The organism is Microvirga calopogonii, assembly GCF_003347665.1.
Taxonomy (GTDB): Bacteria; Pseudomonadota; Alphaproteobacteria; order Rhizobiales; family Beijerinckiaceae; genus Microvirga; species Microvirga calopogonii.
In genome coordinates this window covers 128121-142300 of the sequence record NZ_QDGA01000001.1, presented here as the reverse complement: position 1 = coordinate 142300, position 14180 = coordinate 128121, and the positions used below count along the sequence as shown (strand labels likewise).

Genomic DNA, 14180 nt, shown 5'->3' with positions numbered 1-14180 from the left:
GCATGACCAGCGAGGCCCAGGCCGTCACGAGAACAGTCGCGGAAGTTCCGCTCGCCCGCCGATTCGGCGTGATCTGGTGGGCAGCTCTCCTGGCCTCCGGCGCGCTCGTGCTGCTCCTGGGTTACACGCTGGTCTCGGTTACGTTCGTCGGCATCGGGGTCTGGGGCGTCAACATCCCGTTCGTCTGGGGCTTCGACCTGATCAACTACGCCTGGTGGATCGGCATCGCCAACGGGGCGAGCCTCTTCGCCGCCATTCTGGTGCTACGCCGCCACGATCTGCGCACGGCGGTGAACCGCTTCGCGGAAGGGGTGGCGTTCTTCGCGGTCGTCTGCGCGGGGATCTTCCCGATCTTTCATCTCGGGCGCCCCTGGCTGTTTTACTGGGTGTTCCCGTACCCGGCGACCTTCGAGGTCTGGCCGCAGTTCCGCAGCACTCTCATGTGGGATTTCTGGGCCATCAGCACCCATGCGGTCGTCACGAGCCTGCTCTGGTATGTGGGCCTCATTCCCGATCTCGCGACCCTGCGCGACCGCGCCCGGAGCAGGAATGTCAAGCGCATCTACGGTGTCTTCGCCCTCGGATGGCGTGGGTCGGTCCGCGACTGGGCCTATCATCAGCGCGCCTATCGTCTCGTTGCGATCCTGGTGCTGCCCCTGATCCTCATCATGCAGAGCACGGTGGCCTTCGAATTCGCCGTGACCCTGGTGCCCGACTGGCACGAGACGCGCCAGCCGCTCCACTTCGTCGCCACCGGACTGGCGCAGGGGTTGTCCATCGTTCTCCTCGTTGCTGTCCTGCTGCGCTGGGGCCTGCGGCTGGGGCCGTATATCGACGAGGGCGACATCGACCTCCTGGGCAAGCTCGTCCTCGCGAGCGCCCTCGTGTCGGCCTATCTCTATGTCGACGAGATCGTCGCGGCGCTGCTCGCGGATCGGATCGCCCAGGAGGCCACGTTCAACCGCCTGACGGGCGATTACGCGGGGCTCTACTGGACGGCCATCGTCTACAGCATCCTGATTCCGCAACTCCTCTGGCTCAAAGCCGCGCGCCGGAGCACCCTCGCGTGCGTCTTCGTCGGCATCTCCATCGGGGTCGGCATCTGGTTCGATCGCTTCTCGATCATCGTCGGCGGTCTCCAGACCGATTACCTGCCGTCGATCTGGCGGACCTACAGCCCGACGCTGGCCGAGACGGGGCTCTTCCTTGGAACCATCGGGTTGTTCGCAGGCCTTCTGCTGCTTTTCGTGCGCTTCCTGCCGGTGGTCTCCATGTTCGAGACCCGTCATGACGAGCATGAGGAGAAATCGTCATGACGCAGCGCCCCTACGGCATCATGGCCGAGTTCAGAACGCCGGAAGCCCTCATGGACGCCGTCCGGGCGGCGAGACGCGCGGGCTTCACCAGGATCGATGCGTTCAGTCCCTTTCCGCTGCCCGACCTTGCCGACGAACTCGGCATCCGCACCAGCATCGTCCCGTGGATCGCCTTCGTGGCCGCCCTGGCTGGCGCGGGCCTCCAATACGGTTCCCAGTACTGGATGAACGCCGTCGATTATCCCTTGAACGTCGGCGGACGCCCCCTCAACAGCTGGCCGACGTTCATTCCCTCGACGCTGATCGTCGCCATCCTCTGGGCCGGGGCCGCGACCCTGCTCGGCCTGCTCATGATCCTTCGGCTGCCTCGCCTTCATCATCCGGTCTTTTCCGTACACGGCTTCGAGCGGGTCACCAACGACCGGTTCTTCCTCTGCGTCCTGAGCGAGGACCCGATCTTCGACAGCGAGTCCACACGGGACTTCCTGCAGGGGCTGTCACCGCAGGCGGTGCGGGAGGTTCCGGCATGCGACTGATGCTTGCCCTCGTCGCGACCGGGCTTCTGGCCGCCTGCGATATCGGCACCGAGGAGCGCGACGAGGTCGCTTCGACCCGCACCGTTCAGCGATCCTATTCGCCTGTTCCCCCGGGAACGATTGCTCGAGGCACGGCCGCACGGGAGGCGGCGCTTGCACCTCCCGGACCGGAGGTGACGCGAGATCTCCTGGCACGCGGCGAAGAGCGGTTCCGGGCCTTCTGCGCGCCATGCCACGGCACGAGCGGTCGCGGCGACGGAACCGTCGTGTCTCATGGCTTCCCACCACCGTCGTCCTATCACGAGGAGCGGCTGCGCGCCCTTGCGCCTGAGCAGATCGTCCAGGTGATCACCCACGGCAAGGGGCGGATGTTTTCTTACGCGGATCGCGTGCTGCCGGAGGAGCGCTGGGCCATCGCGCATTACGTGAAGGACCTGCAGTCACGGGGACAAGGCCCGTCGCCCGATCAGGGATTGGCCAAGCCATGAGCGCGATGGAGGTCTTCTACATCGCGTTCGTCGGCCTGACCGGACTGGCGATGGGCTCTCTCGTCGTGCTCATGCTCGGCCATCTCATGAGCGAACATTGGCTGGCTCCCGTGCGCAGCGAGATCGAGGCGGCCGCCCTCACGCTGCCGCTGCTCCTTCTTCTTGCAATCCCTCTCGCGTTCGGGCTCGAACAGGTTTTTCCCTGGGCCCACGGGCGAGCGGATCTGCCGCCCTTGCGGGCGGCCTTCCTGAACCCGGCGTTCTATCTGGTGCGAAGCGCCATCTATCTGGCGATCTGCACCGCTTTGGCGTTCTGGCTGATCAGGACGCCGCATGTGCGCCGTGCGAGCGCCATCGGTCTGGCCTGTCTGATCCCCGTCATGAGTCTGTCCGCCTATGACTGGGTTCTGTCGCGCGAGCCGCATTGGTGGTCGAGCCTGTTCGGGTTCGCCTTCGGCCTGAGCGAGGCTCTCGCGGCGCTTTCCATCGCCATCCTCGTGGCCCTGCTCAAGACCGAGCCCGCGTCTCCTGTGCGCCTGAAGAGCCTGGAGCGGGCGCTGCTGACCCTGGCGCTGCTCTCGGTCTGGACATGGTTCGCGCAGTTCCTGATCGTCTGGCTCGCCAATCTCCCGCAGGGCGCAGAATGGTACGCGAGGCGTTCGGATCCCGAGAGCCTCACCCTTGTGGCGGTTTCATATGGCTTGATGCTGGCTGCGATCCTGGTGCTGGTTCCCTCCGGCGTGAGCCGGATCGGCATGATCGTCGGAAGTGCGCTTGCCCTGCTGCATCACGGAACCCATTTCGTCTGGATTCTCCAACCGCGAGGCAACCCGTCCTGGATCGACTTGGCTTCCATGCTGGGTCTCGTGGGCCTCTGGGGCGCCGCTTTCACAACCGTGATGCAGCTCCGCCCCACTTACGCGGAAGAGGCAGCGGCGGAGCCTTAACTTTTTACGTCGGGACCCGAGGCCTGATGAGGAACGATGCGGCGCGTGCGGGGCTCCGCCTCCGATGATCCGGGGGGCGCCTTCGGAAGATCCGCCGTCGTCTCTCCCTGCCCACGGAGTGGAAGCGGCGGATCGGGAGGATAGACCGGGTTCTCGTTGGCCCCGAGGGTATAGAGATAGCTTGCGACATGGCGGGCTTCCGACGCCGTCAGTCCCTGCGCCGGCATGCCCGTTTGCGGCTTGAGCGCCACGGGATCGACCAGCCACGCGATCAGGTTCTGCGGCGTGTTCGGGAGAAAGCCTGCGAGCAGATGCTGCTGAGCGTAGTCCCTCAATTCGGGACCGACCCTGCCTCTGGCGCCTCTCACGCCGCTGATCGTGTGGCAGGTGCCGCAGCCATAGGCCTGAATAAGTGCACGGCCCCGTCCAGGCTCGCCGCCTGCAATCGCCGACGCGGCGGCCCCCTCCCGCTGGTCGCTGCAGGAGGGCAATGCGGCAAGGGCCGGGACGATGGCGATGCGCAGGAGAAAGTGCCTGATCATGGGCTCTGCTTGAAGGGATCCGACGAGGCAACAGACGGGCGCGTACTCCGTTCCGGCCCTGACATCATGGAATGAGATGCTTCGCCCGGCGACCGTCTGCAGGATGTTTTGCGGGAACCAAGTCTCACGGCCAAGCTTATCCGTTCAATGCATGCAAGACCCATGTAGGGCGGATGGATCTGGAAACGACACCGCACGGCCTCCCTTGGCGGCGCAGGGCAACGATCCGCGCGGCAGCCTTCATGTGCGCGCTGTCGCTTGCAGGCTGCAGCGGCGTCCAGTCGGCCCTCGATCCGGCGGGCGGCGATGCTCTTAGGATCTATTGGCTCACCGTCATCATGACGGTCGGCGGAACGCTCATCTTCCTCCTCGTCACCGGGCTTCTGCTCTACGCGATCTTCGCCCCGCCCGAGCGCCGGGCCTGGCTCGGCGGGCGCAGGACCATCGTCATTGGCGGGCTCGCCTTTCCGATCGTCGTTCTGTCGGGACTTCTGCCTTACGGGCTGATCGTCATGCGCGACACGGACGTGCCGGTGCCCGGCGCGCTTCAGGTGGAGGTGGTGGGTGAGCAATATTGGTGGCGGGTGAAGTACGCGGCCGAAGGCGAGGCACCTGAATTCTCCACGGCCAACGAGCTCGTCATCCCGGTCGGCCAGCCTGTGACGGTGACGGTGACCGCCGCCGATGTGATCCACAGTTTCTGGATCCCTAACCTGGGCGGGAAGGTCGACATGATCCCGGGACGCATCAACCGTCTCAACTTCACGGCCGAGCGGCCCGGTGTCTATCGTGGCGTCTGTGCCGAGTTCTGCGGCGACCAGCATGCTCGCATGGCCTTCGACGTGGTGGCGCTGGAGCCCAGGGCTTTCGAAGGATGGAGAGCCGCGCAGGCGCAGCCCGCGCGGGCGCCGGACCTGCCGTTTCTCGTGCGCGGTCGAGACCTGTTCCGCGCCGGCGGATGCGGGTCCTGTCATGTGGTGCGCGGAACCGACGCCGATGGAGCCTTCGGACCCGACCTGACCCATGTGGGAAGCCGCCGCACCATCGGGGCGGGCCAGTTTCCCAACAACATCGGCACGCTCGCCGGCTGGATCGCCAACACGCAGCACATCAAGCCGGGCGTGCGGATGCCGTCCTACGGCTCGTTCACGGGTGAGGATCTGCGGGCATTGGCGGCTTATCTGGAGAGCTTGAAATGAACGCACCCGAGCGCTCCGGAGCCTTTGATGGGCGGAAGCCTGAGCTTCCCAACCCGCTGCCGCGCCCCGCGGGTGAGTTCGAGGCGCTCAAGAAAGCCTGGAAAGCTCCGCGCGGCCTCAGCTTCATCACGGCCGTGAACAACACCTATGTGGGCCTGTGGTATGTCGGCACGGCGTTCCTGTTCTTCATCCTGGCGGGAATCCTCTCGCTGATCATGCGCGTGCAGCTGGCGGCGCCGGAGAGCGATCTCGTCGGGCACGATCTCTACAACCAGCTCTTCACCATGCATGGCACGGTGATGATGTTCCTCTTCGCCGTTCCGGCCGTGGAGGCGGCGAGCGTCTATCTCCTGCCGAACATGCAGGCCGCGCGCGACCTGCCGTTTCCGCGCCTCTCGGCCTATGCCTACTGGGCCTATTTCGTCGGCGGCCTCGTGTTCTTCTGCACGATCTTCTTCGGCCTCGCGCCCAACGGCGGCTGGTTCATGTATCCGCCGCTCACGGGATTGAAGTACTCTCCCGCCGACAATGCGGATTGGTGGCTCCTCGGCATCGGCTTCATCGAGATCTCGGCCATCGCGGGCGCCATCGAGATCATCGTCGGCGTGATGAAGACCCGCGCGGTCGGCATGAGCCTCGACAAGATGCCGGTCTATTCCTGGGCCATGCTCGTCTTCGCCGTCATGATCGTCATCGGCTTCCCGGCGATCATTCTCGGCACCCTGCTGCTCGAGATGGAGCGCGCCTTCGACTGGCCGTTCTTCATCGCCGAGAGGGGCGGGGACCCGCTTTTGTGGCAGCACCTGTTCTGGTTCTTCGGCCACCCAGAGGTCTACATCATCTTCCTGCCCGCGACAGGCATGGTGTCGATGATCGTCCCCGCCATGGCGCAGACGCCGCTCGTCGGCTACCGATTGATCGTGCTCGCCCTGGTGGCGACGGGCTTCCTCTCCTTCGGCCTGTGGGTGCATCACATGTTCGCCACGGGCCTGCCGAAGATGTCCCTGAGCTTCTTCTCCGCCGCCAGCACGGCGGTGGCGGTGCCGAGCGGCATCCAGGTCTTCGCCTGGATCGCCACCATCGCATCGGGCCGCATGAAGCTGACGACGCCGTCGCTCTTCATCATCGGCTTCCTGTTTATCTTCACCCTCGGCGGCCTCACCGGCGTGATGGTCGCCATGGCACCCTTCGACTGGCAGGCGCACGACAGCTATTTCGTGGTGGCGCACCTGCATTACGTGCTCATCGGCGGCATGGTGTTCCCGCTCTTCGCGGCCTTCTATTACTGGGTGCCGGTGGCAAGCAAATACGCTCTGTCTGAACGGCTCGGGCGCTGGGTGTTCGGCCTCATGTTCGTGGGGGTCAACGTGACCTTCCTGCCGATGCACATCACCGGCCTCATCGGCATGCCCCGGCGCGTCTACACCTATCCGGTCGGCATGGGATGGGACGCGCTCAACCTTGTTTCCACCGTCGGGGCCTTCATGATCGCCGCCGGCGTCGCGCTCTTCCTGTTCGATCTTGCCCGCAAGTTCCGTTTCGCGTCGGACGACAATGCCGGCAATGTCTGGAATGCGAGCACGCTCGAATGGCTCCCGAACGCCAACTACAACACCCGCAGCATCCCGGTCGTGGTCAGCCGTGACCCGCTCTGGGATGAGCCCAACCTGTCGAAGGATGTGGAGGACGGACGCTACTATCTGCCCGGCACGGCCACCGGCGGACGCGAGACGCTGGTGACGAGCCCGTTCGACGCGAGGCCGCAATACATCCTGCAGGTTCCAGGCCCCGGCTGGCAGCCGTTGCTCGCCGCGGTGTTCACGGCCGCGTTCTTCCTGCTCCTCACCGTCAAGATGGTGCTCCTATCGGCCATTTGCGGCGTGCTTGCCATCATATGCGTGATTTGGTGGCTCTGGGAGACCGATCCGGGCCCGGTCCGTCCGCCTGCCGATATCGGCGGCGGGATCGCCGTTCCCGTCTACGCGACCGGATCCATGAACCATTCCTGGTGGGCGATGATCGTCCTGATGGTCGTCGCCGGCATGGTCTTCACCTGTCTGATCTTCTCCTATCTCTTCCTGTGGCTCGTGAATCCCGGCGCATGGCCGCCGCAGGGCGTCGAACTCCCCGAAAGGCTTGCGCCCGTCATCGCAGCGGCACTCCTGATCGTCAGCGCGGCGCTGATCGCCTACGCGAGCCGCAGCTTGAGAGGGGATGATCGCCGCAGCCCGCGATCCGTCCCGATCCTGATCGCCATGGCGCTGCTGTGTGTGGGCGGCGCTTCTGCGACGGATCTCTGGGCGCAGTGGCAAGCGGGCCTGAGGCCCTCGGTCCATGCCTATGGGGCGGCCGTCTATGCCATCGTGTCCCTGCAGATCTTCTTCGTGCTGACGACGCTCATCATGGGACTCTACACCATTGCCCGCTGGCTCGCAGGCAGGCTAGACAGCGTCCGCCGCACGACCTTCGACAACACGATGCTGTTCTGGTTCTACACGGTCGGCCAGGGCCTGGTCGGGCTCGCGGTCGTCCACGGCTTTCCGTGCCTGACGGGAGGCGTCTAGCATGAGCGGACAGCGGACGGGACAAGTGCTCCTGATGCTGGCAGGCTTCATTGCCTGGGCCGTGCAGTTCACCGTGATCTACGGCGCGACGTCAACCCTGTGCGGCCGCGAATGGGCGGGTGCGACGATCCTCGGCGTGGGAAGCGTTCATGCCATCGTGCTGCTCACGACGCTCGCGGCCCTTGCGATCGCAGCCTTGTCGCTGCTCTGGTCGCGCCAGGTCCATGGCAGGCTCGGGGAGGAGGCTGCGGCACCCGATCGCTTCATGAGTCAGGCGGGAACGCTCATCAGCGGTCTCTCGCTCGTCGTCATTCTCTGGCAGGGCGTTCCTGCCTTCATCCTTCCGGCCTGCGCATGATGCGCCCGATACGCGAGGTCCGACCATGATCGACTGGCAGGAGATATTCATACCCTCTCACTCGGTCCTGGAGACCATTGTGCGCGGGACGATGATCTACATCATGCTGTTCGTGATCCTGCGCTTTCTGCTCAAGCGTCAGACCGGCGTGATCGGCGTCGCCGACCTGCTCGTGATCGTCCTCATCGCCGACGCGTCGCAGAACGCGATGGCGAGCGAGTACAAGTCGGTCACCGAGGGGATCGTTCTCGTTCTCACCATCGTGTTCTGGAACTACGCCATCGACTGGCTCGGCTTCCACTTCCCCGCCTTCCAGCGCCTCACCCGGCCACCGCCGCTCCTGCTGGTCGAGAACGGCAAGATGCTCCCGCGCAACATGCGGCAGGAGATGATCACGACGGAGGAGCTCAACAGCCAGCTTCGGGAGCAGGGCATCGAGCACTGCTCCGAGGTCAAGCGGGCCTATATCGAGGGCGACGGGACCATCAGCGTTATCCGGATGGACAAGGAGGACGCCGGAGGGAAGGCCGAGACCATGAAGGGAGTGGTCTGAATCTTCAGACGATGCCTCCGCCACCGCCCGCGACGGCGGGACGCTCCTGGGCGACGCTCCAGCGGTATCCGCTGGCGCGGTACGCCGCAATCGGATCGATAGCGCCGCCGGCCTGCAGACGCGCCATCGCCAAGATCGGCTCGACATCCGTGCGGTAGGCAGCCTTGAGCGTCTCCGACGCCATGAGGGCATCGTTGTCGTCCTGATAGCCCTCGAGGACTTTCCGGTCCACGAGGAGCGCCTGCGCGTAGGCGCGGCGGATCTCGTTGGCGCTGCGGATCAGGCTCTCGATGGGATCGGTCACGTTGTGCGACTGGTCGATCATATGGGCCGGGTGGAAGTTCTCGGCCCGGCGATGCTCCGCATCCACCAGCTCGTTGAAGACGAGAAAGAGTCGGTGGGGATCGATGGCGCCCGTATCGAGGTCGTCGTCGCCGTATTTGGAATCATTGAAATGGAAGCCGCCGAGCTTTCCGAACTGGATCAGCCGGGCGACGATCATCTCGATGTTGACGTTCGGCGCATGGTGGCCGAGATCGACGAGGCAATAGGCCTTGTCGCCGAGTTCCGTGGCGATCAGGTAGTTGGTGCCCCAGTCCTGCACGACGGTCGAATAGAAGGCCGGTTCGTACATCTTGTGCTCGGAGAAGATGCGCCAGTCGGCAGGCAGGCGCTTGTAGATGGCCTTCATGGATTCGAGATAGCGCTCGAAGCTCCGGGTGAAGTTCGTCTGCCCCGGGAAATTGGAACCGTCGCCGATCCACACCGTCAGCGCCTTGGAGCCGATCGCCTCGCCGATCTCGATGCACTCGAGATTGTGCTCGATCGCCTGCTGGCGTGTCGCCGCATCGGTGTGGCTGAGGGAGCCGAACTTGTAGCTCTTCTCCTGGCCCGGAGCGTCGGAGAAGGTATTTGAGTTCATGGCGTCGAACCTAAGTCCCAGCGCATCGCCATGCGCCTTGAGCCGCCTCGGATCGTCAACCTTGTCCCACGGAATGTGCAGCGAGACGGTCGGCGTCGCGCGGGTGAGCTGGTGGATCACCGCGCAGTCGTCGAGCTTGTCGAAAATGTTGCGCGGCTCGCCGAGCCCGGGGAAGCGGGCGAATCGGGTGCCGCCCGTGCCGACGCCCCAGGAGGGGACGGCCACGAAGAACTGTCGGACCTTGCCGGTGACGGTGTCGATGTCGACTCCGTCGCGCGCGAGCTTGGCTCCCAAGGCATCGTAATCCGCCTTCAAGGCGCTCATGCGCTTCTCGTTGTCGGCTGAGACGATGTCTCCTGCAATCCTCTGTTCGGTCATGGCGTCCTCCCTGGTGCTGGAGATGCTTTTTCACTCAAGTGGAAGCATCTCCCTCTTTGCTTTGCCGCATTTTTTGACGTTGAACCGGATCAACCTCACCGAAAAATGCTCTTGGCTTATCGCGTGAACGATGTCGCGTTGCCCGCATCCACATTGATGATGTTGCCGGTCGATTTCGCCGAAAGATCGGAGGCGAGGAAGTAGATCGCCTCGGCGATGTCCTCCGGGAAGACGTTCAGTTTCAGCAGCGACCGCTTGCGGTAATGCTCCTCCAGCTCGTCGACGGCGAGCTTGGATGAGGCGGCACGCTGCTCACGCCATTCCCCGGTCCAGATCTTGGAGCCGCGCAGCACCGCATCCGGGTTCACCGTGTTCACGCGGATGCCGGCTTCCGCGCCCTCCAGCGCAAGACAGCGGGCGAGATGGATTTCGGCGGCCTTGGCGGTGCAATAGGCGGAGGCGTTAGGCGAGGAGGCGAGACCGTTCTTCGACGAGACGAAGACGATATTGCCGCCGAGCTTCTGGCGTCGGAACAGGCGGAAGGCTTCCCGGGAGACGAGAAAATAGCCGGTCGCCAGAATGTCGATGTTGCGGTTCCACATGGCGAGATCGGTGTCCTCCACGGGAGCCGAAGACGCGATGCCAGCATTGGACACGAGGATGTCGATGCCGCCGAACTCGACGCTCGCCTCGACGAAGGAGGACAGGACGTTCGGTTCGCTCGTGACGTTGAGCTTCACGCCGCGCACGGAGTCCTGTCCGAAGCGCTTGGAAAAATCCTGCAACGTCGTGGTCAGCGATTCCTCATCGATATCCGCCAGCACCACGCAGGCGCCTTCGCCCACCAGACGCTCTGCCGTGGCACGGCCGATGCCGCCAGCGCCGCCGGTGATAAAGGCAACACGCCCGGCAAGGCTCTTCGGCTTCGGCATGCGCTGGAGCTTGGCTTCCTCGAGCAGCCAATATTCGATGTCGAAGGCTTCCTGCTCGGGCAGACCCTGGTACTCGGATACCGAGGAGGCGCCACGCATCACATTGATGGCGTTGACGTAGAACTCGCTCGCGATGCGCGCCGTCGCCTTGTCGCGGGCGAAGGACAACATGCCGACGCCAGGGATCAGGAAGATCACCGGATTGGGATCGCGCATCTTCGGGCTATTCGGATGCTTCGACTGCTCGTAGTAGCGCGTGTAGTCGGCGCGATAGGCCTCCAGGGCCGCATCGAGACCGGCAGGCTCCGCATCGGCGTCCGGCGTCGTCGGGTCGAAATCGAGGACGAGCGGGCGAATCTTCGTGCGCAGGAAGTGATCGGGGCAGCTGGTGCCGAGCTGGGCGAGAGGCTTCAGGTTCGCCGAGTTGACGAAGTCGAGCACCGCATCCTGGTCGTCGAAATGTCCGAGCTTGCGCTCCGCTTGGCCGATCTTCCCGCGGATCTCCGGCATCAGGCGCGCGGCGATCTTGCGGCGCTCGTCCCGCGAGAGACTGGAGGTCACGGCGCCGCCGAAGGCCGGCTTGCCGGCCGTCCGCTCGGCGAACCATTGGATGGCCTGATTGATGATCCGCAAGGTGAGTGCGTAGCATTCCTTGGCATCGTCGGCCCAGGTGAAGAGGCCGTGGCTTTCGAGCACCACACCTTTGGCATTGGGATTGGCCTTGGCGAAAGCTTCGAGATCGAGACCCAGCTGGAAGCCGGGGCGGCGCCAGGGCAGCCATCCGATCTCGTCGCCGAAGATCTCCCTGGTCAACTCACGCGAGTTCTTCGACGCCGCAATCGCGATGATCGCATCCGGGTGCATGTGATCCACGTGCTTGTAGGGAAGGAAGCCGTGGAGGGGAGTGTCGATCGAGGCCGCGCGCGTGTTGAGATTGAAGGTGGCGTGGGGCAGAAAGCCTACCATCCGGTCTTCGTCCTCGACACCCTTGTAGATGTTCTTCAGCGATCGAAGCTTGTCCATGTAAAGCGTGGCAAAGCCGTCGAGCTTGATCGTTCCCACGTCGCCGCCGGAGCCCTTGACCCAGAGCACCTCGACCTTCTCGCCCGTCAGCGGATCGGTTTCGAGCACCTTGGCCGACGTATTGCCGCCGCCGTAATTGGTGATCCGCTTATCGGCGCCGAGAAGATTGGAGCGGTAGAGCAGCAGGCCCGGCTCGTCCAAGGTAGCCGCCTTGGCGTCGTCCCACTGATTTTCGAGGAGTTTGACGGCTTGGGTCGCGGTGTCCACGGTTTCCTCCTATCCGCTCATGAGGGCGCACAGCGCCCCGGATTTGAGCCGAAAGGTGGCGGGAGCCTCCAGGATTGTCAACCAAAAACGATCAAATTTGATCAATACTGATCATGATACGAAGGTGGTACGCCGATCTTGATTGACTGTGAGCGATTAGATGCGCAGTCTAAGCCGGAACTTGCGTGAACCTGAAAGGTACTCGATCCTTCCGATCATTCTTGAGCCACCCGTTGAGGAACCATGCACGAACGCGAAAGGCACCGGATCATCCTGAGCGCCGTCCAGGAGAAGCCGGTTGCGACAGTCCAGGATCTCGTGGAACTGACTTCCGCCTCGGAAGCCACGATCCGCCGCGATATCGCAGCCCTGCACGTTCAAGGGCGCTTGCGCCGCGTCCGCGGCGGGGCCGAAGCCCTCCACCCTGCACAGATCGGCAGCCTTGCGGCCAAGCCTTTTCGCGTGTCGGAGAGCGAGAACATTGCGAAGAAGCGGGCCATCGCCCGGGAGGCCGTGGCTTTGTGCACGGAGGGGGACGCCATCATCATCAATGGCGGCACCACGACATTTCAGATGGTTCATTACCTGACGACCCGACGGCTGCAGGTGTTCACAAACTCCTTCGCCATCGCCGAGCATCTCGTGAAGCATTCCAAGAACCAGGTCATGCTGCCGGGCGGCTCGATCTATCGTGACCAGAGCATCATTCTCTCGCCATTCGAGAATGACGTGACCCGAAATTTCTATGCGCGGCGCATGTTCATGGGCGCTCAGGGCGTCGGCTCGCTCGGCGTCATGGAGCAGGATGCTCTGATCATCCAGGCCGAGCAGAAGCTGATCAATCAGGCCGACGAGCTGGTTCTGATGGTGGATTCCACCAAGTTCCAGCGTCGCTCCAGCCTTATTCTCTGCCCGCTCGATCGAGTCTCGACGCTGATTACCGATGACGCCATCCCGGACTCAGCCAGGACCATGATCGAAAATGCAGGAATCAAACTGATCATCGCCGGAACGACGGCGGCGGATCAGTCTGTGGAAGCCTCATCGGCGGCCTGAGAGCCGGCGAGAGGTGTTTGGAAAGGGAGGAAGAACATGAAGGCATTTGCAAAGCTTGCCCTCGGCACCGCGCTGGGTCTGGCACTCTTCGCCGGCTCCGCAAGCGCTCAGAATGTGAAGATCGGTCTCGTCGCGAAATCCCTCGGCAACGGCTTCTTCGAGGCGGCCAACAAGGGCGCCCAGGAAGCCGCGAAGGAGCTTGGCGGTGTCGAGGTGATCTATACCGGGCCGACGAGCACGACCGCCGAAGGGCAAATCGAGGTCATCAACGCACTCATCGCCCAGCGCGTCGATGCGATCGCGATCTCGGCCAACGATCCCGATGCCGTCGTTCCCGCGCTGAAGCGGGCCGCGCAGCGCGGCATCAAGGTGATCTCCTGGGATTCCGCCGTCGGCAAGGACGGTCGCATCGTGCACCTCAACCCGTCCTCGAACGAGTTGATCGGCAACATGTGCCTGAAGCTCGCGGCGGATCACCTGCCGGACGGCAAGGGCGATTTCGCGATCCTGTCCGCGACCTCCACCTCGACGAACCAGAACACCTGGATCGCCGAGATGAAGAAGCAGCTTCCGAAATATCCCGGGCTGAACCTCGTCACGACCGTCTATGGCGACGATCTGGCCGACAAGAGCTATCGTGAGGCTCAGGGCCTGCTGAAGTCCCATCCGAACGTGAAGGTGATCGTGGCTCCGACGACGGTCGGCGTGCTCGCCGCCTCGCAGGTGGTGAAGGATGCCGGCAAGATCGGGCAGGTCTACGTGACGGGTCTCGGGCTTCCCTCGGAAATGGCCGGTGCGGTCCATTCCGGCGCCACGAAGGAATTCGCCATCTGGAACCCGATCGATCTCGGCTATTCCGCCACGCAGATCGCCTATCGCCTCGTCAAGGGCGAGACCGACGGCAAGCCGGGCGCGGAGATCAATGCCGGCCGCATGGGCAAGATCAAGATCGGCGACAACGGCGAGGCCGCGATGGCCGATCCCTTCGTCTACGACAAGAACAACGTCGACGAGTTCGCCAAGATCTTCTGAGATCGACAAGCCACTCGGAGAGAGGGCGCGGGGTGGCCGCGCCCTCCTTTCTCTCATCGACGATTGA

At 63.8% G+C, this 14180-nt stretch carries 13 protein-coding genes; 10 read left to right on the top strand and 3 right to left on the bottom strand.

Annotated features, from left to right (window positions below; all coding sequences use genetic code 11):
- The first annotated feature begins 2 nt into the window (after positions 1 to 2).
- The 4 genes from nrfD to DDF70_RS00580 are packed head-to-tail and all read left to right on the top strand — an operon-like array spanning position 3 to position 3287.
- Positions 3 to 1316, top strand: coding sequence for an NrfD/PsrC family molybdoenzyme membrane anchor subunit (gene nrfD / locus DDF70_RS00595; RefSeq protein WP_114942931.1), 1314 nt, complete (start codon positions 3 to 5; stop codon positions 1314 to 1316).
- Positions 1313 to 1852, top strand: coding sequence for a DUF3341 domain-containing protein (locus DDF70_RS00590; RefSeq protein WP_114942930.1), 540 nt, complete (start codon positions 1313 to 1315; stop codon positions 1850 to 1852). Before nrfD ends, DDF70_RS00590 begins: the two co-directional genes overlap by 4 nt.
- Positions 1843 to 2340 (top strand): c-type cytochrome, encoded by a 498-nt coding sequence (locus DDF70_RS00585; protein WP_114942929.1) that lies wholly within the window; start codon positions 1843 to 1845, stop codon positions 2338 to 2340. The genes DDF70_RS00590 and DDF70_RS00585 overlap by 10 nt, the downstream gene beginning before the upstream one ends.
- Positions 2337 to 3287 carry a hypothetical protein gene (locus tag DDF70_RS00580; RefSeq protein WP_162820166.1) on the top strand — a complete coding sequence of 317 codons (951 nt, stop codon included), beginning with the start codon at positions 2337 to 2339 and terminating at the stop codon, positions 3285 to 3287. The genes DDF70_RS00585 and DDF70_RS00580 overlap by 4 nt, the downstream gene beginning before the upstream one ends.
- Here the strand turns inward: DDF70_RS00580 and DDF70_RS00575 are convergent.
- A complete protein-coding gene (locus tag DDF70_RS00575) occupies positions 3284 to 3829 on the bottom strand; it encodes a c-type cytochrome (RefSeq protein WP_114942927.1) in 546 nt (181 codons plus the stop codon). The genes DDF70_RS00580 and DDF70_RS00575 overlap by 4 nt on opposite strands.
- A gap of 173 nt (positions 3830 to 4002) precedes the next feature.
- Here DDF70_RS00575 and coxB point away from each other — a divergent pair, with 173 nt between their 5' ends.
- From coxB to DDF70_RS00555, 4 genes are read left to right on the top strand one after another with little or no spacing between them, the layout of a single operon-like run.
- Entirely contained in the window at positions 4003 to 5028 is a 1026-nt protein-coding gene (gene coxB, locus DDF70_RS00570; protein WP_245435313.1) for a cytochrome c oxidase subunit II, read from the top strand.
- Positions 5025 to 7592, top strand: coding sequence for a cbb3-type cytochrome c oxidase subunit I (locus DDF70_RS00565; RefSeq protein ID WP_114942925.1), 2568 nt, complete (start codon positions 5025 to 5027; stop codon positions 7590 to 7592). Before coxB ends, DDF70_RS00565 begins: the two co-directional genes overlap by 4 nt.
- 1 nt (position 7593) lies before the next feature.
- Positions 7594 to 7950: a hypothetical protein gene (locus DDF70_RS00560; protein ID WP_114942924.1), complete on the top strand. Its 357-nt coding sequence runs from the start codon at positions 7594 to 7596 to the stop codon at positions 7948 to 7950.
- A gap of 25 nt (positions 7951 to 7975) precedes the next feature.
- Entirely contained in the window at positions 7976 to 8503 is a 528-nt protein-coding gene (locus tag DDF70_RS00555; RefSeq protein ID WP_114942923.1) for a DUF421 domain-containing protein, read from the top strand.
- 4 nt (positions 8504 to 8507) lie between these two features.
- Here the strand turns inward: DDF70_RS00555 and rhaI are convergent, their stop codons facing one another.
- Positions 8508 to 9803 (bottom strand): L-rhamnose catabolism isomerase, encoded by a 1296-nt coding sequence (rhaI, locus tag DDF70_RS00550; protein ID WP_114942922.1) that lies wholly within the window; start codon positions 9801 to 9803, stop codon positions 8508 to 8510.
- A 116-nt stretch (positions 9804 to 9919) separates the two neighbouring features.
- Positions 9920 to 12025, bottom strand: coding sequence for a bifunctional rhamnulose-1-phosphate aldolase/short-chain dehydrogenase (locus DDF70_RS00545; RefSeq protein WP_114942921.1), 2106 nt, complete (start codon positions 12023 to 12025; stop codon positions 9920 to 9922).
- Positions 12026 to 12268: 243 nt separating this feature from the next.
- Between DDF70_RS00545 and DDF70_RS00540 the strand changes: the two genes are divergently transcribed.
- Together DDF70_RS00540 and rhaS are read left to right on the top strand one after the other, a co-directional pair.
- The gene (locus DDF70_RS00540) at positions 12269 to 13081 is read left to right on the top strand and encodes a DeoR/GlpR family DNA-binding transcription regulator (protein WP_114942920.1); all 813 of its coding nucleotides are present in this window, start codon (positions 12269 to 12271) and stop codon (positions 13079 to 13081) included.
- Positions 13082 to 13117: 36 nt separating this feature from the next.
- Positions 13118 to 14113, top strand: coding sequence for a rhamnose ABC transporter substrate-binding protein (gene rhaS / locus DDF70_RS00535; protein WP_114942919.1), 996 nt, complete (start codon positions 13118 to 13120; stop codon positions 14111 to 14113).
- Positions 14114 to 14180 lie beyond the last annotated feature (67 nt).